The following is a 25,254-nucleotide window of genomic DNA, read 5'->3' as shown; positions in this document are numbered from 1 at the left end:
CAGAGGAGCTACTAAAGTTGTTTAAACGGATATTTGTTATCGTACTTGATAGTGTTGGAATAGGCGCTATGCCTGATTCAGGCCAATATGGTGATGCTAAAGCTGACACACTAGGACATATTGCTGAACATGTGGGCGGACTTAATTTGCCGGTAATGGCCAGCATGGGTTTAGGTTTTATTCGACCCATAGCCGGTATTCCCGCAGATTGCCGCCCTATTGCTGCTTTCGGTAAAATGTCAGAATTATCCAAGGGCAAAGATACCACGAGTGGCCATTGGGAACTTGCCGGATGTCCTTTATTCACTTCTTTTCCGGTTTATCCTAATGGATTCCCTCCCGAACTGATTGATAAGTTTAAGCTTTATACAGGACTAGATATCCTTGGAAACAAAGCAGCTTCCGGAACAGAAATTATCGCTGAATTAGGCGAAGAACATATACGTACAGGCAGACCAATTGTCTATACATCAGCAGATAGTGTATTTCAGATTGCTGCCCATGAAGAAATTATTTCGTTAGAAAAATTATACGAAATATGTAAAATTACCCGAGAGAGGGTTTGCGTCGGCGACCATGCTGTAGGTCGTATTATTGCCAGACCTTTTATAGGTAAGCCTGGCAATTTTGTGCGTACTGCCAACCGCCACGATTATAGCTTAGAACCACAGTCACCAACTGTTCTGGACATATTAAAACAAGAAGGTCTTGCCGTTGTAGGCATTGGTAAAATTGCAGATATTTATGCTAATCGGGGTTTAACACAATCTTATCCAACAAAATCTAACAGACATGGTATGGAAATTCTCACTGACCTAGTCAATAAAGAACTGCCTAACGGATTAATTATGATCAATCTTGTTGAATTTGACAGTCTTTATGGTCACCGCAACGATACACATGGCTATGCACTTGCACTGGAAGAATTTGATAAAGCCTTAGGTAATCTTCAATCCAAATTAGCGGCTGACGATTTATTAATAATTACCGCCGACCATGGTTGCGATCCTACACTTCCTGGAACAGACCATACCCGTGAGTATGTGCCAGTATTAGCGTATCATCATGGACTGAAACATAAAAACCAACCAGTAAATATTGGAATAAGAAGTACTTTTGCTGATGTAGGTGCAACAATAGCCGCTAACTTTTCTCTGTCCCCATTAGCTTACGGACAAAGTTTCTTGAATGACCTTTTGAGGTGAAAAAATGCGTGCTATTGATATAATTACTAAAAAACGTGAGGGTATAGAACTATTAGAAAGCGAGATTGAATGGCTGATAAGCGCCTATACCAACAACGAAATACCTGATTACCAAATGGCCGCCTGGCTCATGGCAGTGCTTTTTCAAGGCATGACTGCCAAAGAAACAGCAGCGCTTACTTTAGTTATGGCAAAATCCGGGGATATGGTTGATTTAAGCGAAGTACCTGGAATTAAAGTAGATAAACACAGTACTGGCGGAGTAGCTGATACTACCACAATGATACTGGCACCATTGGTTGCTGCTGCTGGTGTCCCGGTAGCTAAGATGTCTGGTCGGGGATTAGGGTTTACTGGTGGTACTATTGATAAATTAGAAGCTATTCCCGGTTTTGAAACCACACTTGATCGTTCTCGCTTTATTGCGAATCTAAATAAATACAATATTGCAATAACTGGCCAATCTGCTTCCATTGCGCCTGCCGATGGTAAACTATACGCGTTACGGGATGTGACTGCAACAGTTGAAAGTATACCGCTAATCGCCTCCTCCATTATGAGCAAAAAAATAGCATCAGGCGCCGATAAAATTGTACTAGATGTCAAAGTTGGCAAAGGCGCTTTTATGAAGAATACAGAATCTGCAATTAAACTTGCCGAAACTATGGTTAATATTGGTCAGCTCGTAGGCAGAGAAACAGTTGCCGTATTAACAAGTATGGAGCAACCGCTGGGTACAGCTATTGGGAATAGTTTAGAAGTAAAGGAAGCGATTGAAATACTGTCCAATCGCGGCGAACCGGCATTACGTGATGTTTGCCTTACACTTGGCGCTCATATGCTGGTGTTATCAGGAAAAACGCCAACAGCAGCCGAGGGACGAAAACAACTAATAAATTTATTAAATTCCGGACAGGCATTACAAAAATTTCGTGATTTTATTACTGCCCAAAGTGGTGATTCTACTGTAGTAGATAATCCTACTCAGTTGCCGCAGGCACGTTTCGTTCAAGAAATTACCAGCCCCGGTCAAGGTTATGTTACGGCTATCGACGCCGACCAAATTGGCTTCGCGGCTATGCGACTGGGAGCAGGTAGGGAATATAAAGGACAAGTAATAGACCTCGCTGCCGGCATTGTATTGCAAGGCCGAATTGGGCAATATGTTAAAACCAATCAAGTACTAGCAACCCTATATACTAATGATGAAACTAGACTTAAACACGCGGCATCCTGTTTAAACCAAGCGATCAAACTTGATGAATTACCTGTTTCTGCTCCGCCTCTGGTATTAGGAATTATTAATAAAAATGGGTTTCATGAGCGACTGGATTGAGCCAGTCGTTTTTTTTGCTCGAATTTCCTGTTTAAGCTCCTTTAATATGGGAAACCATAATTCAAAAGAAAGGAGTGTTTTCTTTGATTCGAAAAATATCGATTGTTACGTTACTATTTTTTATTTTGACCGCAGCTACTGCTTTTGGAGCCCCGGCAACACCAGAAAAATCCCAATCAGGCAAACAATTAGAGACAAGTGCAGTATCAGCTGTGTTAATGGACGAAAATGGCACAATATTGTTTGAGAAAGATTCCCACAAGAGGTTACCGCCTGCCAGTGTTACCAAGATTATGACATTACTTCTTGCAGTAGAAGCAATTGAACAAGGGCGAATAAACCTTGCCGATGAAGTGTATGCGAGTGAGAATGCTTGGCGTCAAGGCGGATCGCAGATTTGGCTTGAACCAGGAGAAAAAATGTCTGTCAAGGATATGTTATCAGCAGTGGCTGTCGTTAGTGCAAATGACGCCGCCGTTGCGCTAATGGAACATATTTATGGCAATGAACAAGCAGCGGTTGAAGCTATGAATAAACGAGCTGAATCCTTAGGTCTGGCCGATACTCATTTCAGCAATGTAAATGGTTTGCCAATAGCCGATCATTACATGAGTGCCTATGATGCCGCCTTAATTGCTAAAGAAGCCATAACACATCCCTTATATCTTGATATGTGCAGCATAAAAGAGACCTGGCTGCGCGATGGTAAAAACTGGCTTGTAAACACCAATAAATTATTATGGTGGTACAAAGGAGCTGACGGTCTCAAAACGGGTTGGACAGAAGAGGCAAAATATTGTTTTGTCGGTACTGCCAAACGTGATGGACTTCGTCTTATTGCTTCGGTATTTGCCACACCTGAACCGCGTTCTCATTTACGCGAAAGTATGAAACTCCTGGACTGGGGCTTTGCTAACTTTACCGCAGTACCAATTGTAACCCAAGGTACTGTAGTTGAACGCCTTAAAGTCAATAGAGGGGTAGAAAAAGAAATTCAATTAATAGCTGCCCAGGATTTAAATTTAATCATTAGCAAAGGGCAAAATAAAAACTTACAGAAAAAGATAGTAGCCGATTCTAGTGCTAATGCCCCTGTGGAAGAAGGGCAGAAATGCGGCGAACTCGTAGTAATTAAAGACGGCAAAGAGGTCGGAAAAGTTGACCTTATTGCCGAAAAATCTATACCTAAAGCCGGATTGATGCGAATTTTCCAAAATATGATAACCAGTATGTTTAATATCTCAAATTAACAATAATAAAATATTTTTTTAAGAAACTGCGGATTTTTTCCGCAGTTTTTTATATACTCTGCAGGAAAATATTTCCTTTTATCGAATCTCCTAGTTAGAAAGTTTAACTTAGGAGGTTATATTGTTGAAAGTCGTTACTTTTATGAAGCAAGGTGTTCTGGTCGTAAGGCTCGAAGGCGAATTTGATGTTTGTGGAGCTAATGAATTTCGCACCTTGGTCGATGAAGCGTTAGAAACCACTGGCACCAAGTACATTTTACTTAATATGCAGGGAATTACTTTTATTGACAGTTCCGGGTTAGGTGTAATCCTTGGCCGTTATAAACAAATTACCCAGCTCGGCGGCAAAATTCTTGTTGTTCATCTCGAACCACAAGTACAGAGGATATTTGAATTAGCCGGACTAATGAAAATTTTCGAAATCCACGAGTCAGAAGACCAAGCATTAGAGCAACTATAAGGAGGAGGCAATGCTAATGGGACCCCAGTTAAAAAATCAAATAAAACTTTCGATACTAAGCATTAATGAAAATGTTGCTTTTGCCAGAGCATCAGCTGCCGCTTTTGCAGCACAATTAGATTTAACACTTACCGACATTGATGAAATTAAAGTTGCTGTTTCAGAAGCTGTATCCAATGCCGTAATTCATGGTTATGGTAATGATACCAATACGAAAAAATATCTAGAGTTAACCATGAACTTATATCAGGACAAGCTTGAATTTATAATAGTTGATTATGGGCGAGGAATCGCCAATATTGAGGAAGCACGTCAGCCTTCATTTTCTAGCGATCCTGAACGTATGGGATTGGGATTTGTGTTTATGGATTCCTTTATGGACGAACTTGAAGTTATATCCAGTCTTGGACAAGGTACAACAGTAAGAATGGTAAAAGTGCTTGAACCAAGCACTCATCACTAGGTGATGGCTATGCTCAAAGATGAAGAATTTAAAGATTTATTATTGAAAGCTCAATCACCTGACCCCAATATACGCGAGGAAGCAAAAGAACGGATTCTTGAGAGTAATTTAAACTTAGTTCGAAGTATTGTTCATCGCTTTACTAATCGAGGCTACGAATGGGATGATTTATTCCAAATAGGTTGTATTGGCCTTCTAAAAGCTATCGAACGCTTTGACCAAAACTTCAGTGTAAAATTCTCTACGTATGCTGTACCCATGATTATTGGCGAGATTCGCAGGTTTATTAGAGATGACAATCCAATTAAAGTTAGCCGTCCAATTAAGGAGCTTGCCTATAAAGTTCATAAGACCCAGGAAAGATTACAGGGAACTTTAGGAAGAGAGCCTACTATTACTGAAATATCAAAAGAACTTTCGCTTGCCCCACAAGAAATCGTATCGGCTCTTGAAGCTATTCAGCCACAGGTATCATTATATGAACAGGCTTATCAAGGCAATGAGGGCGGGGACACGATTCACCTCCTTGATCAAGTTATGCTGGCAGATGGTCAAGATAGTTCTTATTTCGAAAAGCTCGCTTTAAAAGAGGTTTTAGCTCGGTTACCCGTTAAAGAGCGTACGGTAATTTATTTACGATTTTTTGCTGATAAAACGCAAGCCGAAATTGCAGCGGCAATTGGTTTATCCCAAGTACAGGTTTCAAGAATCGAAAAGCAAGCACTTAAAATCATCAGGGAATTAATGCAGACCTCCTAAATGAGGCCTGTTTTTTTTAGTATAAAAACGAGGATTGGATATAATAACAAAAAAGAGAGAGGTGATAGTATGAACAGTAGTAATAATAAAAATAAATACAAAGGATTTATTTATCTATTATTAGTTTTTTTGGTTATGGCTGGCAGTACTATTGCCTGGTTTTACTTCGATTCAGATTTACCGAAAAAAATACCGCTAAGAGCTAAACAGGTTTTTCTATGGCATAACAATGTTGAGATTAGTACAGACTATAATTGTCACCAAACATAATATTTACAGGGGGTAATAATATGGTTGTAAAAGTTATTGAACTTGTTGGAACTTCCCGTCATAATTGGACAGACGCAGTAGACAATGCCGTTCTGGAAGCTGGAAAAACAGTTGACTCCATTTTGGGAGTTGAGGTGACAAATTTTACTGCGAACGTAGATAACGGACATATTGCTGAATACAAGGCCGACGTAAAAGTAGCTTTCCAAGTTCACTAATTGTTCTAATAGTACAGTTACTATCAAAGAGTGCCGCAGGCACTCTTTGTCATTATATGAATTAATCAGTTTAGCTATGGTCAAAATATAAGCGAACCGTTAAGCTGACAGGTAACAACATAGCGGAGGTGACACAATTGTTTGACAGCAAGGCCAGTAAAGCAGATCAACAAAAATATCAGGATAAGTTTGAACAAGTAAAACCCAAAACACCTCTATTAAAAAACCTAATATGGGCATTTATTGTTGGCGGCTTAATATGTGTATTGGGGCAGTTTATTTTAAATTATTTTGTGAGCCTTGGTCTGAGTAAAAAAGATGCAGGTGGCCCTACTTCAACAGTATTAATTCTTTTAAGCGCCTTACTCACTGGTTTAGGTGTTTATGATGAAATTGGCCGCCGGGCTGGTGCCGGCTCTGTTGTACCAATAACCGGCTTTGCTAATTCGATAGTTGCTCCCGCCCTAGAGTTTAAGAGGGAAGGATACGTCTTTGGTATTGGCGCAAAAATGTTCGTGATTGCGGGTCCTGTGTTAGTGTATGGGATAGCAACAGCCGTTTTGATTGGTTTTATTTATTGGCTTAGGTTATAAGAGAGGTGAACATTGTGAATAAGAAACGAGGTCAGCAAAGTGTTGTTTTCGACTCCCCACCCGTTATAACAAGTACTGCTAATATTGTTGGACCAATGGAAGGAGAAGGAATTTTAGCCGAGTTTTATGATCGAATATTGCTAGATAATTTGAATGGTAATGATAATTGGGAACAATGTGAGTCCTATATGATGGAGTGGGCAATAAAGAAAGCGATAGAAAAGGATAACAGTACAGTTGATGATATTGACTATGTACTTGCCGGTGACTTGCTTAACCAACTAATGAGTACTCATTTCGCGCTAAGAAATATCGGTCGTCCGTTTTTGGGTATGTACGGCGCTTGCTCTACTTTAGCAGAAAGTATGCTTGTTGGCTCTACATTAATTGACGGCGGATTTGCTAATAAAATTGTTACTTGCGTTTCGAGTCATCACGACACCGCTGAACGTCAGTACAGATTTCCTACTGAACTTGGTGTGCAAAGACCGATGATCTCTCAATGGACTGTCACGGGATCAGGAGCCGTATTAGTTTCAGCGAATGGTACAGGACCAAGAATTACCGCAGCAACAGTGGGCAAAATAGTAGACATAGGAATGAAAGATCCTAATGCTATGGGGCCAGCCATGGCTCCGGCGGCGGTGGACACATTGTGGCATCATTTTGACGATACTGGCCGTCAACCAAATTATTATGACATGATTTTTACCGGAGACTTAGGTAGTGTCGGCAAGAATCTGGTCATTCAATTATTCAAAGAGCAAGGCGTTGACCTATCTACTAATTATGAAGACTGTGGCTGCATGATTTTCAAAGAAGAGCAGGACGCCCATGCAGGCGCAAGTGGTTGCGCCAGTTCAGGCGTGGTATATACCGGATATATTCACAAACAACTTTTGAAACAAAAATTACGTAAAATATTGCTCGTTGGAACAGGTAGCTTACATAGTACAACTTCGTACCAGCAGAAAGAATCCATTCCCTGTATTGCACATGCTGTCGCAATTGAAATGTAGTTAAAGGAGGCAAGTTGATTTGCAAGAATATATAATGGCTTTTGTTATCGGCGGCTTGATTTGTGTAATTGGTCAGCTTCTTATGGATCTTACTCCATTCACACCAGCTCACGTGCTTGTGTTGTTTGTCGTATTAGGCGGTGTTCTAAGCGGATTAGGACTATATCAGCCCTTGGTTGATATAGCCGGAGCAGGAGCTACCGTTCCGCTGCCGGGTTTTGGCCATTCACTGGTTTCCGGCACTATTGAAGAAATCAACAAGACTGGCTTCTGGGGAATTTTTAGTGGCGCCGTCAAAGCAAGTGCAACAGGAATAACGGCCGCAATTTTCTTTGGTCTTGCCGTAGCTTTAGTGTTTAATCCCAAAGGTTAGGTGCAAAATACATGTTATCCATAGATATTGTTGGTTTGGTGATATCAGTATGTTTAGTAGGTATTAGATACCCGCACTACGCATTTGCTGCCGCTGTTATAAATGCTATGGGGCAAATTATAATGGTAATCTTTTTAGCGGGCAACGTTGAAAAAATTGTAACAGCCGGAGCTTTTAGTTCAGCAGCTGTAACTAATTTAGGTGGATTAAGAACTATGCTTTTTACTATTAGCGGGCCTTTAGCAAATTTCATCATTAGCAAATTTGCGGGAGGTATAGAATTTGTCAGCACAAATCATATCGTAAATCCAACGGTTATGTTAAAACATCCGTTAGCTGTAATAAATCTTAGATTTGCAGTAATATCACTAGTTTTAAGTCTTTTTCAGCTTTTTTAGTTTTAAGCGAGGGGTGACAAGTGGTGACAAAACGTGTTTCAAGCAAATTAGCAAGTTATATTAGTAAACCTAATCAACAACAACAAAACCAAGATCGTTCACAACAAGTTGACGAGAAGGTAATAGCTGATATGGCGAAAGGCTTTTTGCAAGCACAGGCCAATGTAAACAATACATCGTGTACGGTTAACTCACAGGAAGTTGTAGACCTCTTGAATAAAATTAATTACCAATTAACCAGCCTGCAAGGGGCTCTGAATGTAAGTAATAATTCTGGCGGACAAGCTTCACAGTCGTCGCAGCCAACCGGTGAATCTCAACAGTTGCAAGAATCACAAAACCAGCAAGGAGGACAACAAGCAGAAGATTTACAATCCGAAAATGATGTTTCCCAAGAGTTGCGAACCTTGTTTAGCATGCTGCTTAACAATAACAACAAACAAAATAATCAAACCAATTCCAACCAGGGAACAAATAATAATTCAACACAAAATCAACGGCAAGGACAGGTTAACGGTCAAAATAACCGGCAAAATAGTAATTCTATTGCCGTCCAGACCGCAGCCCAAGCACTCGCCCAAGCCCAATATGAGCTTTCTAACGAGCTTGAAGCAAGTTTAACCAAACTAAAACAAGTGATAAGCGAAAGCGAAAAAATCGCTAACAAAATTAGCAGTTTGTTAGGAGAAGAAAACAGTCAAAGTCAATGAGGTGATTAAATTTGAAGTTAGACAAGGACACAGCGGTTAACAAAAAAATTCGCGTAATTCTTGTTACTGACGGAGATAGAGTGGCCCAACAGGCAGTTGAAAATATCGGCGCATCATTAGGACTACGATGTATTTCAGCTTCAGGAGGTAATCCAACACCTATTAGCGGGAAAAAAATTGTTGAACTACTGAAAACAGTCCCTTATGATCCGGTACTTGTCATGTTCGATGATAAAGGACGGCAGGAAAAAGCCGAAGGTGAACAAGCCCTTGAATACGTCGCAAATCATCCCGACATAGAAGTGCTAGGAGCAGTAGCGGTAGCATCAAATACATCCGGGATCGCCGGAGTTCCTGCAGATGCATGTATTGATTGTCAAGGACATGTGATTGACTTTTCCGTCGATAAAAAGGGAGAAGTCAAAGCAAAGGATCCTTGCAACTGTAAACCAGTAATTACAGGTGATACGGTAGATGTGCTAAATGATGTTGAAGTACCGGTAATTATCGGTGTAGGAGACATAGGCAAGATGGATAAACATGATGATTTAAGCCGGGGCGCCCCCATTACCCGCAAAGCAATTGAGGAGATATTGAAACGGAGTGGCATTGATTATGGCCGATGAGAAAAAAATTGCAAAAGAGATTGATACTAACATAAACTACATTAAAGACAAGCTTGGTATTGGCGAGACTTTTGATATAATATTTCGTGAATATAGAGTAGGCAGAAAGCGTGCAGCGTCTTTTTCAATTAACGGTATGACAAATGACGTTGTATTATCTAATGTATTTGAAGAGTTAACTGCCTATAATCAAGAAGAATTGACTATAAATACCATGCAGAAGCTATTTTATTCACGTGCCACCCACTCCCAAGCTAAGCTAGTTGAAAATATGAATGATGCAGTAACTAGCCTTTTATCCGGTGAACTTCTATTCTTTGTTGACGGCGAAGAGCAGGTAATTGTTTTAGACGCCAGATCTTATCCGGCCAGAACTCCAGCGGAATCAAATATTGAAAAAGTAACAAGAGGGTCACGTGATTCTTTTGTGGAGACTCTTGTTTTTAATACAGCATTAATCCGTAGGCGTTTGCGCGATCCTAATCTCAGATTCGAAATCGTAAAGATTGGAACACGTTCGCAATGTGATATTGCCGTTTGTTATATTAAAGACATTACTAACTCAGATCTAGTAGCTACTGTCAAAGACAGGCTGAATAATATTAACATTGACGGTATTCCTATGGCTGAAAAAGCGATAGAAGAGTATATTGTTGCCGGTAGTAAATGGAATCCGCTGCCCAAAGTACGATATACCGAAAGACCTGATGTCGCGGCAGTTCATTTACTCGAGGGTCATGTATGCGTGCTTGTAGATACTTCCCCAAATATAATGATTCTGCCAACAACTTTATGGCATCACGTTCAACATGTTGAAGAATACCATCAGAATGTAGTTGTTGGCTCCTATTTACGTTTGGTTAGATTAGCAGGTGTTATATTATCTCTAATATTGCCACCCTTGTGGCTGGCATTGGTTTTAAACAGACATTTACTGCCTGAATCACTTTCCTTCTTAGGTCCCCAGGATTCAGGAGTCATTCCCATTGGTATCCAATTCATCTTAGCCGAATTCGGTATTGAGTTGGTAAGAATGGCCACAGTACATGTTCCTACAGCACAATCGACTGCTCTCGGGTTTATTGGCGCTTTCATGCTAGGTGAATTTGCTACCAAAGTAGGCTTATTTGGTAATGAAATAATCTTCTATACAGCGGTTGCAGCAGTAGGTGCATTCGCAACACCTAGTATGGAATTTGCTATGGCGATGCGGCTCTTTCGGGTTATGATTATTGTCTTGGTAATGATGTTTAAACTGCCCGGATTTATTGGCGGGATAGCAGCCGTATTCCTGCTTATGCTGACAACAAAATCATTTAACATTCCTTATTTGTGGCCGTTATTGCCTTTTAATTTCAGTGCTATGAAAGATGTTTTATTTCGCTTACCTATACCCAATAAAATTTTACGGCCGGCAGTACTTAAACCCCAAGACCAAGACCGTCTTGAAAGTGCTGGCGTAAAAAATAACAAACAAGACGATACCGACGACAAGGATAATAATAAAAAGAAGGATAAGAAAAAATAAAAAACGCCGTCTGCACTGGCAGGCGGCATTTTCTTTATCGGTTATTTGCCTCTGAAAAAATTACGGATTCGGCCCATGCTTTCATTAATATTAGCTTGTAAATCTAAAAATGATCCTTTGTTCTCGGCGTTTACTGCATCTCTCATTTGATTTACTAATGCATGTGTTTTAGTTATCTCTCCTAAGATCCCAACTTGTTCCATACTTGGTTTAACTTGTCCCCACGTACCTTGTAGTTCTTTTACTTTGCTTGCTGCCTTTTGCCAATCCTTATCCTCTACATAGAAACTGACATTACGGATTGCATTGCCGACAGCGATGATGTCAGATATTGGCGAAAGTTTGTATGACTTACCGATATCGCCGACACTGCCCATAAATTTAATAAGACTTTCATAAGACTCGGTTGCTTTTTTGTCATTAATAGCGGCTGTCAGTTTGGTAATTGCTTCGTCACCTTCCTTAACTCCTTTTTTCTCACCAACAGAAACTTTAGCTTGCTGCCATAAATTTTGCAGATTAGCGATACTTTCCTGAGCTTGATTCCAATTTTCTTTGTTAATTCCCTCAAATACTACTCCGGCAGTAGCCTCTAGGTCATAAAGCTCGACAGGGGCTGAGTAAAGTCTTTCTAAAAAAGGAGGATTCGGCTTCGATTCCACCGGTTTTCCAGCCGGACCAACTTCCGGCTTGGCAGCAGGCCCAGACAATAAGCTGCAGCCACTCATCAAAAATGATAAAATCAGAGTAACTGTTACAATTTTTACCGAGAATGTTACCCGCATAGTAATTAAATACCTCCCTTCTATATAGGGCACCTACTATCAAGTTAGCCCAATATATCTATTCTGAGCATCTTTTACTACTTTTAGTATAAAAAAATGTCAACGATTTATTTTGCTTTTTATAGCTTTTTTAGTATAATTTAGTAGTACATTGTGTGAAAGTATAAGGAGGACATTCATTTGTTTGGTCTTGATGCAGATATGATATTCCGTATCCCGGCGCTTCTAATAGCCCTAACGGTACACGAATATGCTCATGCCAGAGCGGCAGTTACTTTAGGAGATCCGACCCCACGGTTTATGGGGCGGTTAACACTTAATCCCGTCGCACACCTAGACGCGCTTGGGTTGTTAATGTTATGGCTTTTCAAATTTGGCTGGGCCAAACCGGTACCAATCAATCCCAGCTATTTTAAAAATTACCGTCAAGGCACGTTAATAGTATCACTAGCCGGCCCGGTAGCAAATATGTTGCTGGCTTTGATAACCGCTTTTTTGATTGGCTTATTAGCAAAACTTCAGTTATTAAGTGGAAATTGGGTAAAGGTTTTGTGGATGACATATAGTTATAACATTATCCTTGCGATCTTCAATTTAGTACCAATTCCGCCTCTTGACGGCTCAAAAGTACTTGCCAGCATACTGCCTGAAAGACAAGGTCAAATATTTGATCAAATGGAACAATATGGACCTTTCATTTTGATGGCGCTTGTTTATGTTGGTGTTATTGGTATGATTACCTACCCTCTAGAAAGAGGTTTGGCGTATATGATTAACACAATAGTTATGACAATTTTGTAATAGGAGGAGATTAACGTGGCTAAAGGTCGTATTTTTAGCGGTATGCAGCCGTCAGGAAATTTTCATATGGGAAACTATCAGGTGCTTACCAACTGGATAAAACTCCAGGAAGAATATAATTGTGTTTATTCAATAGTAGACTGGCATGCACTTACATCTTCATACGAAAATACGAGTAAACTCCCAGAGCGTATTGAAAATATGGCTCTTGACTGGTTTAGCGCCGGTCTTGATCCGGAAAAAAATATTATTTTTATACAATCCCATGTAAAAGAGCATGCTGAATTGCATCTGTTACTATCAATGATGACACCGCTGTCCTGGTTGGAACGCGTCCCTACCTACAAGGATAAATTACAGCAATTGGGGGAAATGGGTAAAGAAATCAATACTTATGGTTTTCTGGGTTACCCGGAACTGATGGCTGCCGACATAATGCTATATAAGGCTGACGCTGTTCCTGTAGCTGAGGACCAAATACCGCATCTTGAACTGACACGAGAGATTGTTCGCCGTTTTGCTAATATATACAAACCGGTATTTCCCGAGCCTCAGGCAATCTTAAGTCCGCTCCTGCCAGGCATTGATGGGCGCAAGATGAGCAAATCGTACGGTAATGAAATCCCTTATGCCGCTGAATCGGATGAACTGCATTCTCGTGTTCGGCTTATGGTAACTGATCCTAAACGCATTAAGAAAACCGATCCTGGTGATCCTGATATTTGTACTGTATATACTTTTCATAAGATATTTAGTCCGGAGCAAAACGAAATTGCCGTACATTGCCGCAACGCCGGTATTGGCTGCGTAGACTGTAAAAAACGACTGGCTGAAAAGATGGTTTCAACACTTGCTGATGTTCATGGCCGCCGTAAAGAGCTGTCTCTTAAACCTGGCAAAATAAAAGAAATTTTAGCTTATGGGGCTGAACGCGCCAGAAAGTTAGCATCGGCCACCATGGATGAAGTCAAATCAGTAATGAATTTAGGCTAGTTATGTATGTCTGACTATAAGATTAAATTAGAAGTTTTTGAGGGACCATTAGCCTTACTAATGCATCTAATCGAAAAGAGTCAGATTGATATCTACAACATTCCCATAGCTACAGTAACTAAACAATACTTAGACTATCTAAAGGCCATGGAAGATTTCAATATTGAAATTGCCAGTGAATTTTTAGTTATGGCGGCAACTCTGCTGCAAATAAAATCACGCATGCTATTGCCACGCCCGGTTATTGACGAAATAACCGATGAGGTAGTAGATCCGCGGCAAGAATTAGTAGAACGTCTGATTGAATATCGGAAATTTAAACAATTTGCAGAAACTCTTGATCAACTTAATAATGAAAGAAGTAAATATTTCTTTCGAATACCGCAAGAGTTTGCTAAGCAGTTTCCTTTGCCTGAAGGCTTATGTCTTGATGATCTATTAAAAGCCTTTGCAGCCCTTTGGGAAAGCGCAGCTCCTGAATTTGCCCTAATAGCACCCGAGGAAATTAGTGTTAAAGACAAAATGCATGATATTATCACGCTGCTGAGAAATAATAACGGAAGCATGGATTTTAGTAAAACTATTATCCGGACAGGCTCCCGTTCAGAATTTATTGCTGCCTTTTTAGCTTTACTTGAGCTAGTCAGATTAAGGCGGATAGTTATTCATCAAGAAAAGCAATTCACTTCCATCCGCCTTAGTTTAAAGGAGTGACAAAATGTTTTACCGGCATTTGCAAGGTGCAGTTGAAGCCCTACTATTTGCCAGTGGCCAGCCGCTCCCAGCAGAGAAAATTGCTGCGATCTTAAATATCCATATTGATCATGTACATGCGTTAATTGCTGAAATGTCGGAGGCTATGAAACCCGAAGAGCGGGGGTTAGTAATTGTTGAAGTCGGCGAAGGATATCAACTTTGTACTAAGCCTATTCTTGTTGATATTGTTAATAAGCTGGCAGAAGTCCAAGACAGTAAGCTATCAACAGCTGCTTTAGAGACTTTGGCAATTGTGGCTTTTAAGCAACCCGTAACCAAACAAGAAATTGAAGGTATTCGCGGAGTTAAAGCGGATAGGGTAATTACTACATTGCTAGAACGTATGCTCATCAAAGAAATAGGACGTAAAGAAGCAATCGGTCGCCCTATTTTGTACGGTACCACAAATGAATTTCTTCAATGCTTTGGTCTGCGAAGCTTAGAAGATTTACCAGACATATCTGCATTACTTCCTAACATTAGCTAAAGACAACCAATATGGTTGTCTTTTTTTATGGATTTATTCTTATGTATTTAATTGCAAAAACGCATACTTCTTTGCAGGACTGTAAAGAATCTATATAGTTAGCAAAGAGGTGAGAAAATGAGCAGTTGGCTATTGGTCTTGACAACCACCTTTATTTTGATGTTTGCGCTTTTGCGAGTCAGTGTGTATATTGATTTGCATTTTTGTCGCAAAAAAGATGATGACTTTGTTTCCGTTACAGTATATGCGTTACGCAGAATCATCAGCTATTCTATTAAAATACCGGTAATCGAGATCAAAGAATACAATGATTTACCCTGGATTTCGTCAGAAATTAAAACTACTGACAGCAAGACTGAGCCACATATATCAGGTGAACAACGCTTCGTCAAAAAGCTTATGAAAATATTGTTTCTTGACCCACAACGTTTTTTACATATTTATAGCACAACTAATCGCTTTGTTAAAAGTTATCTCAGCTACATTGATAAGTTATCCCGGAACATCCATTGTGAGAAATTTTATATAAATGTAAAATATGGGTTCGATGATGCTGCATTTACTGGTATTATGCTGGGAGTATTCGGAGGGCTGGTGGAAAAGATGCTGTTTTCTATGCGTCATCGACTAATCTTAGATACTAAACCCGACGTAAATTTAATCCCATTATTTAACAAGAGTCATTTTGAAGTAGAGCTAAAGTGTATATTCAGAATAAGACTTGGCAATGTTATTACTGCAACTATAGCAAGAATAACAAAATTATTAAACAGGGAGGCGACTCGCAGTGGCTGAACATCCTATACAAGGTTTGATGAAAACCGCTATGGAAAGTATAAAAGGTATGGTGGATGTAAATACCATTGTCGGCGATGCGGTAGAAACTCCGGACGGAACAGTCATAGTTCCTATTTCTCGTGTAGCATTTGGTTTTGCGGCTGGCGGCGGGGACTATGAGGCTGAAGAACCAGCTGCTTCGAACCATCCGTTTGGTGGTGCCAGCGGTGCCGGTATTAGTGTTAAACCAGTTGGCTTTTTGGTATGCTCCCCAACTAGCGGCGTACGGTTTATGTCGGTAGAAAGTAATCTGCTTTATGATCGCCTTATTGATATGGTTCCTCAGGTTATTAATAAATTGGAAGATATATTTAACAAAAACGATGATTTGGATGAACTTGCTGAAACTGCTGAAACGCAGTATGACCCTCAACATTCGACTCACCTGTAATTAACTGATATATTTTTAAAACCCACACATAAAGGTGTGGGTTTTTACATATAAATCTAGTAAATTATTAAGCTAATTCATCGAGTTTATCTTTGATTTGAGTTGCGTGCAGTGCTTCTGCCTCAGCAAAATGTTTAAACATTTTAGCTACTTCTTTGTCATTTACACGATCGGCATAAGACTGGTAATCACGCACAAGTTCTTGCTTTTGCGTAAGAGTATTACGTAAGGATGTTTTAATGTCTAGCATTTCCATTATTAATCACCTCCTTGAGTTTGTTACTATTATCTCCGTCAAAAGTTTAATTAATGCCAGGATTATTACATACCAAAATTAGACAAGCTTGGTAATTCCTATTTTTGACCTGCGGCGAAATACATTATATAATAGTGTTTGTCTTATCCTATAGGAAAGGATTAAAAAATTGATGCGACGACTATTTAAACTCGGAATACTGTTATTAACGTATCTTACAATGCTTCCCACAACAGTATTGGCGCAACCACCGCTGCCGGATATTACGGCTAAATCTGCAATTGTAATTGAAGCCGCAACAGGGAAAGTGCTTTATGAAAAAAACGCCGATGAACGGCGTTATCCTGCTAGTACCACCAAGGCCATCACCTTAATTACTGCATTAGAGTACGGTAAACTCGATGATATCGTTACTGCCAGTGCCAATTCTGCCAGCACAGAAGGTTCCTCCTTGTGGCTTTCACAAGGAGAGCAACTAAAGCTGTTAGATATGTTGTACGGAATTATGCTTATCTCTGGCAATGACGCTACAGTGGCTGTTGCCGAACATATCTCGGGATCTGTGGATAACTTCGCAAAGCTTATGACCGAGAAGGCTCATTCTATCGGAGCAGTAAACAGTAATTTTACTAATACCAGTGGTCTTCCTAGCGAAAATCACTATTCCACAGCACATGACTTAGCAAAAATTACAGCATATGGGTATAAAAACCCAATATTTGCGCAAATTGTTTCTACCCAGCATAAAGTTATTCCTTGGCCAGGCAAAGATCATGATCGGGATTTATATAACGAAAATAAAATGCTATGGTTATATGATGGAGCAAATGGTGTAAAAACAGGATATACCGACGCGGCAGGCCGTTGTCTGATATCGGGAGCAAAGAGAAACGGTATTCAGCTTATTGCCGTAGTATTAGATAGCGAACGCATGTGGAATGACTCGATAAACCTATTAGATTATGGTTTTTCCCAGCTTGAACAAGTGCCTCTTATTAATAAAAACGATATTTTAAAAACAGTTAAAATAAACGAAGGAAAAACAGATGACGTTAAATTACTGGCAGCTACTGATATTGCTGTAGCTATGACTGAAAATGACCATAGTAAGTTTACTACCGTTATTTGTGCACCTAATAAAATTGATGCCCCTGTCTCAGAAGGACAAAAGCTAGGCATCGTTAAGGTTATGTACAACAATGTAGAAATAGCCAGAGCTGACTTAGTCGCTGATAAATCAGTGGAAAGAAAATCATTTTTCGGGTTGCTTTTGGGATCAGTACGGGGCTTTGTCAATTTTGTAATTGCTCGTTTAGCCTAAGGACGCTTATTGCGTCCTTTTTACGTTCTAGTATGAAATCCATGCTCATAACATCATAATGGGTGATGCTTATGATTAACGTAATTTGGCTAGTCCTAATGGCCTGCGGCATTATATATGCCGGTATCAATGGTCGGATTGAAGTTGTCACAACCAGCGCTATTAGCGCTGCTAAAAGTGCTGTGGAACTGTCAATTAACTTGATTGGTGTGATGTGTTTATGGCTCGGTATTATGAGAATTGCCGAATTATCCGGTTTAATTAAAGTTATTTCCTATATTTTAAATCCTATTATCGGTTTACTTTTTCCCAGCGTGCCTAAGAATCATCCGGCTATGGGTGCAATTATTATGACAATCAGTGCCAATATGCTTGGACTTGGCAACGCCGTTACCCCTCTTGGCATCAAAGCCATGCAGCAATTACAAACCCTTAACCCCAAAAAAGATACAGCAACACCGGCCATGTGTACCTTGCTGGCTTTATGTACTACCGGGTTTACTCTAGTGCCTGCCACAATAATTGCTTTACGGTCAGCTGCCGGTTCGGTTAACCCTACTGAGATCGTAGGGCCAACATTATTTGTTAGTTTGTTTGCTACCATATTGGTTCTCATAGTTGATAGGCTGTGCCGAGCCTTGTTTAATCGGTAGTCAGGGAGGTTACACATCGATGTTGGTGGAATTGTGCGAACAATTATCCGTATGGGCAATTCCTGCTGTGTTGTTAATTATCCCAATAATTGGCTATCTACGAAAAGTTAAAGTATACGAAGCTTTTGTTGAAGGTGCAGGAGAAGGCTTCCATACAGCTATCCGTATTTTGCCATGCCTAGTGGCAATGCTGGTAGCTATAAGTATTTTTCGAGCGTCTGGTGCAATGGATGCTTGTGTGTCATTTATGGAGCCGGTACTTAGGGTATTGGGAGTTCCGTCTGATTTAGTTCCACTCGCAATTATGCGGCCATTATCAGGCACTGGCTCGCTTGGTCTAGCGACAGAACTTTTGAATACTTATGGTCCTGACTCACTTGTTGGGAAAATTGCCTCTACCGTCTTAGCAAGCACAGATACAACTTTCTACGTACTTACCGTTTATTTTGGTGCAGTTTCCGTCAGTAATCCCCGTTATGCTATTATTGTAGGACTATCTGGCGACATAGCAAGTTTTTTTATTTCAGTTTATATATGTCAATATTTATTTACCTAGCTGGTAACCTAAAGTTACCAGTTTTTTCTATACCATCAATAGTGGCACTTCCCCTATAGGCGAATACACTGTAATGTGATTTTAACGCAGGAAATGGGAGGGGAGTCCATGATAAAAGTCGTGGTAGTTGGGGGTGGCTGGGCTGGCTGTGCCGCAGCGCTATCAGCCGCTAAAGCCGGGGCACAGGTAGTTTTGCTTGAGCGCACCGATTTGTTATTAGGAACCGGCCTGGTCGGCGGTATTTTTCGCAACAACGGCAGATTTACAGCAGCAGAAGAAGCCATCGCGATGGGCGGTGGGGATCTATTTGTTGCTATGGATGCTAATTCCAGGCATCGGGGAATTAACTTTCCCGGGCACAGCCACGCTTCGTTCTATGATGTAACTACCATGGAACCGCTAGTCAAAAAAATCTTACAAAACTATGGTATTGAAATAAAAACCAGAACAAGGGTTTCCAGCGTGGTGAAATACGGTAAAAAAATTCAATCCCTTGCCGACGATAATGATGAGGTTATCTCCGGTGATGCATTCATTGACACCAGCGGCACATCTGGACCCATGGGAAATTGCTTAAAATATGGCCATGGTTGTGCAATGTGTATTCTTCGCTGTCCGACCTTTGGTCCAAGAGTAAGTATCTCCGCCAAAGCTGAAGTAAAAGAAATAATGGGTAAAAAGGCCGATGGAACCTATGGAGCAATGAGCGGCTCCTGCAAATTAAATAAAGACTCTCTTAGTCCGGAACTAAAAGAGCAATTAGAAAAAGAGGGTATGGTAGTTATACCTCTGCCGGAAAATCTCAAAAAATCAGGTATGCTTGGTAAAAAAGCATGCTCCCAGTATGCCATTGCAGATTATGCTGAAAATATTGTTTTGATTGATACAGGCCATGCTAAACTTATGACACCATTTTTCCCCTTGGATATGTTAAGAACAATCCCCGGACTGGAACGCGCACGGTACGAAGACCCCTATTCCGGAGGAGTAGGCAATTCTATGCGTTATTTAGGCATCGCTCCATGCAGCAACTCACTCAAGGTTGATGGAATAGACAATTTATTCTGTGCAGGTGAAAAATCAGGGATACTGGTGGGGCATACGGAGGCAGTTGTAACAGGGCTTTTGAGCGGGCACAATGCTGTTCGCTGTTGCCTTGATATGCAGTATCTCGAACTGCCACCAGAACTAACTTCTGGCGATTTTATTAACTATATCCACGAACAAATGAAAACAGAAGAGGGGATTAAACTAAGATACACATTCTCTGGATCAATATATTTTGAACGCATGAAAAAATTAGGCCTTTATTCCGCACAACGCAGTGAAATTAATGATCGGGTCATCAAAGCCGGGCTAAATGATGTTTATAATACATGTTTGGTATAACAGGAGGGGTGAAAATGCTTAATAAATTAACAATGAAGTGTATTGATATCAACTCACCCTACTGTCCCTGTTTGCTTTCGGAAACAAATCACTGCACCTTTTGCAGTCATTTAAAAGGTGAACCTGTGTGTGACTGTAACTGGAGCGGAATGTGCATACTATATGAAAAACAGTGGCAGACAAAAAAACAAAACCGTCTTGTTGATGCCGATGCACCTACGCGTTTGGAATCTGATACCGAATTTGTTATTAAAGAAAAAATTTCTGAACATACATACCTATTAGAAATAGAAATATCCTCAGAACTAGCTCAAGCAGTTGAAAAATGCGGTTCGTTTGTATTCTTAAGAAGACCATCTGATCAACATTTCTACCATTTTCCCGTAGGTATTATGAAAGTAACCGGTAACACTATCCAAGTAGTTGTTGAAACCATCGGCCCCAAGTCTGCTCGCTTGTTAGCAAATGACAATCACCAGGTACTAGTGCGAGGACCGTATTATAATGGTATTTTTGGTCAACCCTGGATTGACAATATAGATAATGGTAAAATATTATTAATAACTGGGGGTATGGGACAGCCACCCGCTGTATCAATAGCTTACCGACTTACCCAAAAAAACAATAAGGTCAAAGCTATAATTGCTCCGGGTAAAATCGGCAAAATATTCATTGCCGACGAACTTGCCAGCCTTGGTATCAAGGTCCAAGAAGTAACCTCTATGCGTCACTTTGGTATGCATATTCTATCCGAAATTCTTACTGCTAACCAAGAATGCCCCGAACTCATCGTCAGCGCCGGACCTGATGATCAGCATTACGGGATTATTGCCGCCATGCAGACAGCCGGAGTTAATCTGCCAATGGCTGCTACCAACAATACTACTATGTGTTGCGGTGAAGGAATCTGTGGTAGTTGTGAACGCAAAACCAAAGACAATAGGCGAGTACGAACTTGTAAAGTTCAGACTGATTTTAGTCAATTCAACCAAGAATAATAAGTTTGAAAGTAGGCGTAGAATTTCTATGTTGGAACGTTTGCAGAAAGTTATTGCACAAGCTGGTGTTGCTTCCCGGCGAGATGCTGAAGAACTCATTAAAGAAGGAAAAGTAACTGTTAACGGAAAAATTGTTACCGAACTTGGCAGCAAAATTGAGCCTAAACGGGATCGGGTCACCGTAGATGGTAAACCGCTTAAAGCCGAAAAGAATGTTTATATCTTACTTTATAAACCCAAAGGGGTTGTAACAACATTAGATGATCCCCGGGGACGAAAAACGGTAGCTACGCTTGTTGCCGCTATTTCGGAAAGAATCTACCCGGTTGGAAGGCTGGATTATAATACTGAGGGACTGCTTATTATGACTAATGATGGCGATTTGACCCACGCCTTAACCCATCCTAGTCACGAAATTGCCAAAACATACTTAGCTAAAGTCCAAGGTTTTCCGCCTGAAGAGAAGCTTGATAAATTAAGAGCGGGAATAAAATTAGAAGATGGTGTAACCGCTCCCGCAAAAATCAACATTGTAGCCATCGACCAGGAAAAAGAACTAACCACATTGGAGCTTGTCATTTATGAAGGAAAAAACAGACAAATTCGCCGCATGTGTGAGGCTATTGGTTATCCAGTAAAAAATCTGAAGCGCGTAAAATTTGCCTTTCTAACGCTAGAAGGCCTTCGCCGGGGGCAGTACCGCCAGCTGCTTGCCGGTGAAATCGAAGAGTTAAAGCGATTAGCAAAGAAAAAAAACAGCTAAATCTCTCCACCCTTATTTCGGAGGTAAATAAGGGTTTTTTGCTAGTTTAAAAAATTACGGAAAAGCGAGTGTGAAACATGCACGTTCTTATTATCGGCGGTGGAGCCGCCGGCCTTATGGCCGCAGTCAGCGCCGCACAGCATGGAGCTCATGTAACAATATTAGAAAAAATGAAAAGCATTGGCCGAAAAATTCTTATTACCGGCAAAGGCCGATGTAATATTACTAACAGCTGTGAACTCTCGGATTTAGTCAAAAATATGCCGGGAAATGGAGCCTTCTTATATAGTTCATTTCATGCATTTAGCAATCAAGACATCACTGATTTCTTAAACCAAGCCGGGCTATCCACCAAAGTTGAACGTGGTGGACGTGTTTTTCCGGTGAGCGACCAAGCCAAAGATGTCATTAAAACCTTTGCCAAAGAGTTATCAAAACTAAAGGTGACTGTGAAAACAGATCACACGGTAAAAAAATTAATAATCGAAAATAATCGAATAATCGGCGCAGCCACCGCAGATGCTGAATATAAAGCAGATGCTGTGATTATCGCAACAGGTGGTGCTTCCTATCCTGGTACAGGTTCGTCCGGCGATGGTTACCGGTTGGCTCAATCAGCAGGTCATACCATTGTGCCGATTAAACCTTCCTTAGTGCCGCTCGAAGTTGAAGAAGAGTGGATTACCGAACTTCAGGGGTTATCCTTAAAGAATGTGACAGCAACCGTAGTTAGCGATGGGAAAAAGGCTGCTGAAGAATTTGGCGAAATGTTGTTCACCCATTATGGCCTGTCAGGCCCTATAATCTTATCCTTAAGCAAAAAAGTGTCCGAGTTGTTCGCGGCAACACCTCGTCACGAAGTAATGATAGAAATCAACCTTAAGCCGGCGCTTAACGAAGATACATTGGACAAGCGACTCCAACGGGATTTTGCTAAATTCGCCCGAAAACAGATAAAAAATGCATTACACGAATTACTTCCAGCCAAATTAATACCTGTTGTTATTGATCTAGCTTTCCTTGACCCGGATAAATTCGTCCATCAAATCACCAAAGAAGAACGATTACGATTCCTCAATGTCTTGCGGCATTTAACCTTTATAATTTCGCGAACCAGACCAGTAGCCGAAGCCATAGTAACAGCCGGCGGAGTGGGTACCAAAGAAATTAATGCTAAAACAATGGAGTCAAAATTAATATCCGGATTATTCTTTGCCGGAGAAGTTATTGATATTGATGGCTACACTGGTGGCTTTAATCTCCAAGCTGCTTTTTCTACAGGGTACGTTGCCGGGAAACATTCAGTTACCACTCGAAATATATAGTTTTAGGACAGGGGAATGGGTATGGAAAACAGGAACGATAAATTTCGCCGCGCACAATTTTCCACTATAGACCGGCTGCTTATAAAACTAGCAACCATTGCCGTTATTCTTGTGCTAGTTGTTCAAGTACTCCTGTTAAATGGAGAAACGCGGAAATACCTTTCCTTAGCAGATAAATTAGAGGGAGAGCAAATTACTTCACCCGCTACCATGTATGCTGCTGATGTACCCTGGCCTAACCCGGATAAAACTACGAATCCAGTAAACAAAGTTGTTGCCAAATCTATACGGTCATTACGACCAAACAAGGATATCACAATCCGGATGATTACCCCTCCGTCACAAGCTGATGCACTTGTTACAGTAAATGGTGAGGCAGTTGGAAACTTCGGTAAAGGAAAAGTTGATATTACTATATTTGATGGTGACTATATTGAAATTGATGCTTCACAAATGCAAACTCCGGCTCAATTTGTTATTGATACTCATAAACACGATCTTATTTTCCCTGCCGACGGTATCCTGTTGGAAAGCCAAAAGAATATTATCGTCGTAGGTAAGGTTATTTTTAAAAAATAATTAATTCCGGAGCAAGATGAAATAGTTATAAAACCTCCTAACTAATTACAAAGATTGGAGGAAATTTCTGTTGGATAGGGAATTATAAATAATACATTTTTGGATATTTGTGGAGGCCTGCAATGATTATAATGATGAACGCACCCACTGCAGATCAAATTAGCCGGGTAATGGACAAGCTTTGTCAGTTGGGTTTAGACAGTCACTTGATAACCAGTTCGGATAAAACTATTATCACTGCGAGTGGAAATTTGTCCGCATGTAATCCCGAATTATATGAAAGAATGCCGGGTGTTGATAAGGTCGTTATCGTTGAAACCCCTTATAAATTGGTAAGTCGGGAGTTTCAACAAAATAATACGGTAGTTACTGTCGGCGATGCCCATTTTGGCAGTGACAGCATCCCTGTCATTGCCGGTCCCTGTGCCATCGAAAGCTACGATCAACTTTATCAAGCAGGTGTCGACGCCAAAGCGGCCGGAGCAGCCATGCTTCGCGGCGGCGCTTATAAACCACGCACTTCACCTTATAGTTTTCAAGGACTTGAAAAAGATGGACTTGAAATCATTAAGACTGTCGGGCGCGAATTAGGACTTCCTGTAGTCTCAGAAGTTACCGATCCGCGTAAAGTCGACCTTATTGCGGATTGTGTTGATATGTTACAGATTGGCACACGCAACATGCAAAACTATGTATTACTAAAAGAAGTCGCCATAACAAAAAAGCCTGTCCTTCTCAAACGAGGCCTTTCAGCTACTATTGAAGAGTGGTTAATGGCTGCCGAATATATAATGTCAGGTGGCAATAATCAAGTGGTTCTTTGTGAACGGGGTATTCGTACTTATGAAACCTATACACGTAATACGTTAGATTTGAATGCTGTACCTATAATAAAATATTTAAGCCATCTCCCTGTTATCGTTGATCCTAGTCATGGTACCGGCAGTTGGCGCTGGGTCACTCCAATGGCTAAAGCTGCTATAGCAGCAGGTGCGGACGGTCTCCTAATTGAAATGCATCCTTGCCCGGAAGAAGCCCTGTCAGATGGCCCACAATCACTAACGCCCAACAACTTTGCCCAACTCATGGAAGAATTAGAGAAATTATCTACTGTACTTGGTCGGTCTTTACACAAAAATAATAAGAAGTAGTAAGA

32 protein-coding genes are annotated in these 25,254 nt (G+C 40.6%); 30 read left to right on the top strand and 2 right to left on the bottom strand.

Going from position 1 to position 25,254, the window contains the following annotated elements; translation table 11 throughout:
• Positions 1 to 17: 17 nt before the first annotated feature.
• The 15 genes from SRRS_RS12915 (at position 18) to SRRS_RS12845 (ending at position 11,208) form a co-directional block, all read left to right on the top strand.
• Positions 18 to 1,205 carry a phosphopentomutase gene (locus tag SRRS_RS12915; protein WP_371369412.1) on the top strand — a complete coding sequence of 396 codons (1,188 nt, stop codon included), beginning with the start codon at positions 18 to 20 and terminating at the stop codon, positions 1,203 to 1,205.
• Positions 1,206 to 1,209: 4 nt separating this feature from the next.
• Positions 1,210 to 2,541: a pyrimidine-nucleoside phosphorylase gene (locus SRRS_RS12910; RefSeq protein ID WP_371369410.1), complete on the top strand. Its 1,332-nt coding sequence runs from the start codon at positions 1,210 to 1,212 to the stop codon at positions 2,539 to 2,541.
• A 74-nt stretch (positions 2,542 to 2,615) separates the two neighbouring features.
• Complete coding sequence (locus tag SRRS_RS12905) at positions 2,616 to 3,791, top strand: D-alanyl-D-alanine carboxypeptidase family protein (RefSeq protein WP_371369408.1); 1,176 nt, start codon at positions 2,616 to 2,618, stop codon at positions 3,789 to 3,791.
• Between the two features lie 121 nt (positions 3,792 to 3,912).
• Positions 3,913 to 4,251 (top strand): anti-sigma F factor antagonist, encoded by a 339-nt coding sequence (gene spoIIAA / locus SRRS_RS12900; RefSeq protein WP_371369406.1) that lies wholly within the window; start codon positions 3,913 to 3,915, stop codon positions 4,249 to 4,251.
• A 16-nt stretch (positions 4,252 to 4,267) separates the two neighbouring features.
• Complete coding sequence (gene spoIIAB / locus SRRS_RS12895) at positions 4,268 to 4,714, top strand: anti-sigma F factor (protein ID WP_371369404.1); 447 nt, start codon at positions 4,268 to 4,270, stop codon at positions 4,712 to 4,714.
• A gap of 9 nt (positions 4,715 to 4,723) precedes the next feature.
• Complete coding sequence (locus SRRS_RS12890; RefSeq protein ID WP_371369402.1) at positions 4,724 to 5,473, top strand: SigF/SigG family RNA polymerase sporulation sigma factor; 750 nt, start codon at positions 4,724 to 4,726, stop codon at positions 5,471 to 5,473.
• Between the two features lie 69 nt (positions 5,474 to 5,542).
• Positions 5,543 to 5,743, top strand: coding sequence for a hypothetical protein (locus tag SRRS_RS12885; RefSeq protein ID WP_371369400.1), 201 nt, complete (start codon positions 5,543 to 5,545; stop codon positions 5,741 to 5,743).
• 20 nt (positions 5,744 to 5,763) lie between these two features.
• A complete protein-coding gene (locus SRRS_RS12880; protein WP_371369398.1) occupies positions 5,764 to 5,961 on the top strand; it encodes a dodecin family protein in 198 nt (65 codons plus the stop codon).
• A 137-nt stretch (positions 5,962 to 6,098) separates the two neighbouring features.
• Positions 6,099 to 6,554: a stage V sporulation protein AC gene (spoVAC, locus tag SRRS_RS12875; protein WP_371369397.1), complete on the top strand. Its 456-nt coding sequence runs from the start codon at positions 6,099 to 6,101 to the stop codon at positions 6,552 to 6,554.
• 14 nt (positions 6,555 to 6,568) lie between these two features.
• Complete coding sequence (gene spoVAD / locus SRRS_RS12870) at positions 6,569 to 7,573, top strand: stage V sporulation protein AD (RefSeq protein ID WP_371369395.1); 1,005 nt, start codon at positions 6,569 to 6,571, stop codon at positions 7,571 to 7,573.
• A gap of 34 nt (positions 7,574 to 7,607) precedes the next feature.
• The gene (spoVAE, locus tag SRRS_RS12865; protein ID WP_371369814.1) at positions 7,608 to 7,946 is read left to right on the top strand and encodes a stage V sporulation protein AE; all 339 of its coding nucleotides are present in this window, start codon (positions 7,608 to 7,610) and stop codon (positions 7,944 to 7,946) included.
• 11 nt (positions 7,947 to 7,957) lie between these two features.
• Positions 7,958 to 8,344, top strand: coding sequence for a hypothetical protein (locus SRRS_RS12860; protein WP_371369394.1), 387 nt, complete (start codon positions 7,958 to 7,960; stop codon positions 8,342 to 8,344).
• A 23-nt stretch (positions 8,345 to 8,367) separates the two neighbouring features.
• Entirely contained in the window at positions 8,368 to 9,054 is a 687-nt protein-coding gene (locus SRRS_RS12855) for a hypothetical protein (protein WP_371369392.1), read from the top strand.
• 11 nt (positions 9,055 to 9,065) lie between these two features.
• Positions 9,066 to 9,680, top strand: a complete 615-nt coding sequence (locus tag SRRS_RS12850) for a stage V sporulation protein AE (protein ID WP_371369390.1) — start codon at positions 9,066 to 9,068, stop codon at positions 9,678 to 9,680.
• Positions 9,658 to 11,208 (top strand): spore germination protein, encoded by a 1,551-nt coding sequence (locus tag SRRS_RS12845; RefSeq protein WP_371369388.1) that lies wholly within the window; start codon positions 9,658 to 9,660, stop codon positions 11,206 to 11,208. The genes SRRS_RS12850 and SRRS_RS12845 overlap by 23 nt, the downstream gene beginning before the upstream one ends.
• A gap of 41 nt (positions 11,209 to 11,249) precedes the next feature.
• Here the strand turns inward: SRRS_RS12845 and SRRS_RS12840 are convergent, their stop codons facing one another.
• Entirely contained in the window at positions 11,250 to 11,993 is a 744-nt protein-coding gene (locus SRRS_RS12840; RefSeq protein ID WP_371369386.1) for a hypothetical protein, read from the bottom strand.
• Between the two features lie 180 nt (positions 11,994 to 12,173).
• On the opposite strand from SRRS_RS12840, the gene SRRS_RS12835 reads away from it, so the two are divergent.
• From SRRS_RS12835 to ytfJ, 6 genes are all read left to right on the top strand, one after another.
• Positions 12,174 to 12,794 carry a site-2 protease family protein gene (locus SRRS_RS12835; protein ID WP_371369385.1) on the top strand — a complete coding sequence of 207 codons (621 nt, stop codon included), beginning with the start codon at positions 12,174 to 12,176 and terminating at the stop codon, positions 12,792 to 12,794.
• 15 nt (positions 12,795 to 12,809) lie between these two features.
• On the top strand, positions 12,810 to 13,787 hold the full coding sequence (gene trpS, locus SRRS_RS12830) for a tryptophan--tRNA ligase (protein WP_371369384.1): 978 nt from the start codon (positions 12,810 to 12,812) through the stop codon (positions 13,785 to 13,787).
• A gap of 6 nt (positions 13,788 to 13,793) precedes the next feature.
• Positions 13,794 to 14,501 (top strand): ScpA family protein, encoded by a 708-nt coding sequence (locus tag SRRS_RS12825; RefSeq protein WP_371369382.1) that lies wholly within the window; start codon positions 13,794 to 13,796, stop codon positions 14,499 to 14,501.
• 4 nt (positions 14,502 to 14,505) lie between these two features.
• Entirely contained in the window at positions 14,506 to 15,030 is a 525-nt protein-coding gene (gene scpB / locus SRRS_RS12820) for an SMC-Scp complex subunit ScpB (RefSeq protein WP_371369380.1), read from the top strand.
• 117 nt (positions 15,031 to 15,147) lie between these two features.
• Positions 15,148 to 15,825: a DUF2953 domain-containing protein gene (locus SRRS_RS12815; RefSeq protein ID WP_371369378.1), complete on the top strand. Its 678-nt coding sequence runs from the start codon at positions 15,148 to 15,150 to the stop codon at positions 15,823 to 15,825.
• Positions 15,818 to 16,258, top strand: a complete 441-nt coding sequence (gene ytfJ, locus SRRS_RS12810) for a GerW family sporulation protein (RefSeq protein WP_371369376.1) — start codon at positions 15,818 to 15,820, stop codon at positions 16,256 to 16,258. Before SRRS_RS12815 ends, ytfJ begins: the two co-directional genes overlap by 8 nt.
• A 67-nt stretch (positions 16,259 to 16,325) precedes the next feature.
• Here ytfJ and SRRS_RS12805 read toward each other — a convergent pair whose 3' ends face one another.
• Positions 16,326 to 16,514 (bottom strand): rubrerythrin family protein, encoded by a 189-nt coding sequence (locus tag SRRS_RS12805; protein ID WP_371369374.1) that lies wholly within the window; start codon positions 16,512 to 16,514, stop codon positions 16,326 to 16,328.
• Between the two features lie 172 nt (positions 16,515 to 16,686).
• Here SRRS_RS12805 and SRRS_RS12800 point away from each other — a divergent pair, with 172 nt between their 5' ends.
• The 9 genes from SRRS_RS12800 (at position 16,687) to aroF (ending at position 25,249) form a co-directional block, all read left to right on the top strand.
• Complete coding sequence (locus tag SRRS_RS12800; RefSeq protein WP_371369372.1) at positions 16,687 to 17,835, top strand: D-alanyl-D-alanine carboxypeptidase family protein; 1,149 nt, start codon at positions 16,687 to 16,689, stop codon at positions 17,833 to 17,835.
• A 71-nt stretch (positions 17,836 to 17,906) separates the two neighbouring features.
• On the top strand, positions 17,907 to 18,488 hold the full coding sequence (locus SRRS_RS12795; RefSeq protein WP_371369370.1) for a nucleoside recognition domain-containing protein: 582 nt from the start codon (positions 17,907 to 17,909) through the stop codon (positions 18,486 to 18,488).
• Between the two features lie 19 nt (positions 18,489 to 18,507).
• Positions 18,508 to 19,044 carry a spore maturation protein gene (locus SRRS_RS12790; protein WP_371369369.1) on the top strand — a complete coding sequence of 179 codons (537 nt, stop codon included), beginning with the start codon at positions 18,508 to 18,510 and terminating at the stop codon, positions 19,042 to 19,044.
• 108 nt (positions 19,045 to 19,152) lie between these two features.
• Entirely contained in the window at positions 19,153 to 20,433 is a 1,281-nt protein-coding gene (locus SRRS_RS12785) for an FAD-dependent oxidoreductase (RefSeq protein ID WP_371369368.1), read from the top strand.
• Positions 20,434 to 20,447: 14 nt separating this feature from the next.
• Positions 20,448 to 21,431 carry a hypothetical protein gene (locus tag SRRS_RS12780; RefSeq protein WP_371369366.1) on the top strand — a complete coding sequence of 328 codons (984 nt, stop codon included), beginning with the start codon at positions 20,448 to 20,450 and terminating at the stop codon, positions 21,429 to 21,431.
• Positions 21,432 to 21,459: 28 nt separating this feature from the next.
• Complete coding sequence (locus SRRS_RS12775; protein ID WP_371369365.1) at positions 21,460 to 22,194, top strand: pseudouridine synthase; 735 nt, start codon at positions 21,460 to 21,462, stop codon at positions 22,192 to 22,194.
• Between the two features lie 77 nt (positions 22,195 to 22,271).
• A complete protein-coding gene (locus tag SRRS_RS12770) occupies positions 22,272 to 23,519 on the top strand; it encodes an NAD(P)/FAD-dependent oxidoreductase (protein WP_371369363.1) in 1,248 nt (415 codons plus the stop codon).
• 21 nt (positions 23,520 to 23,540) lie between these two features.
• Positions 23,541 to 24,098 carry a hypothetical protein gene (locus SRRS_RS12765; RefSeq protein ID WP_371369362.1) on the top strand — a complete coding sequence of 186 codons (558 nt, stop codon included), beginning with the start codon at positions 23,541 to 23,543 and terminating at the stop codon, positions 24,096 to 24,098.
• A 122-nt stretch (positions 24,099 to 24,220) separates the two neighbouring features.
• On the top strand, positions 24,221 to 25,249 hold the full coding sequence (aroF, locus tag SRRS_RS12760; protein ID WP_371369360.1) for a 3-deoxy-7-phosphoheptulonate synthase: 1,029 nt from the start codon (positions 24,221 to 24,223) through the stop codon (positions 25,247 to 25,249).
• Positions 25,250 to 25,254: the final 5 nt, after the last annotated feature.

It is taken from the genome of Sporomusa rhizae (assembly GCF_041428845.1).
In the GTDB taxonomy this organism is placed as follows: Bacteria; Bacillota; Negativicutes; order Sporomusales; family Sporomusaceae; genus Sporomusa; species Sporomusa rhizae.
This window is presented reverse-complemented; position numbering and strand designations above follow the sequence as displayed.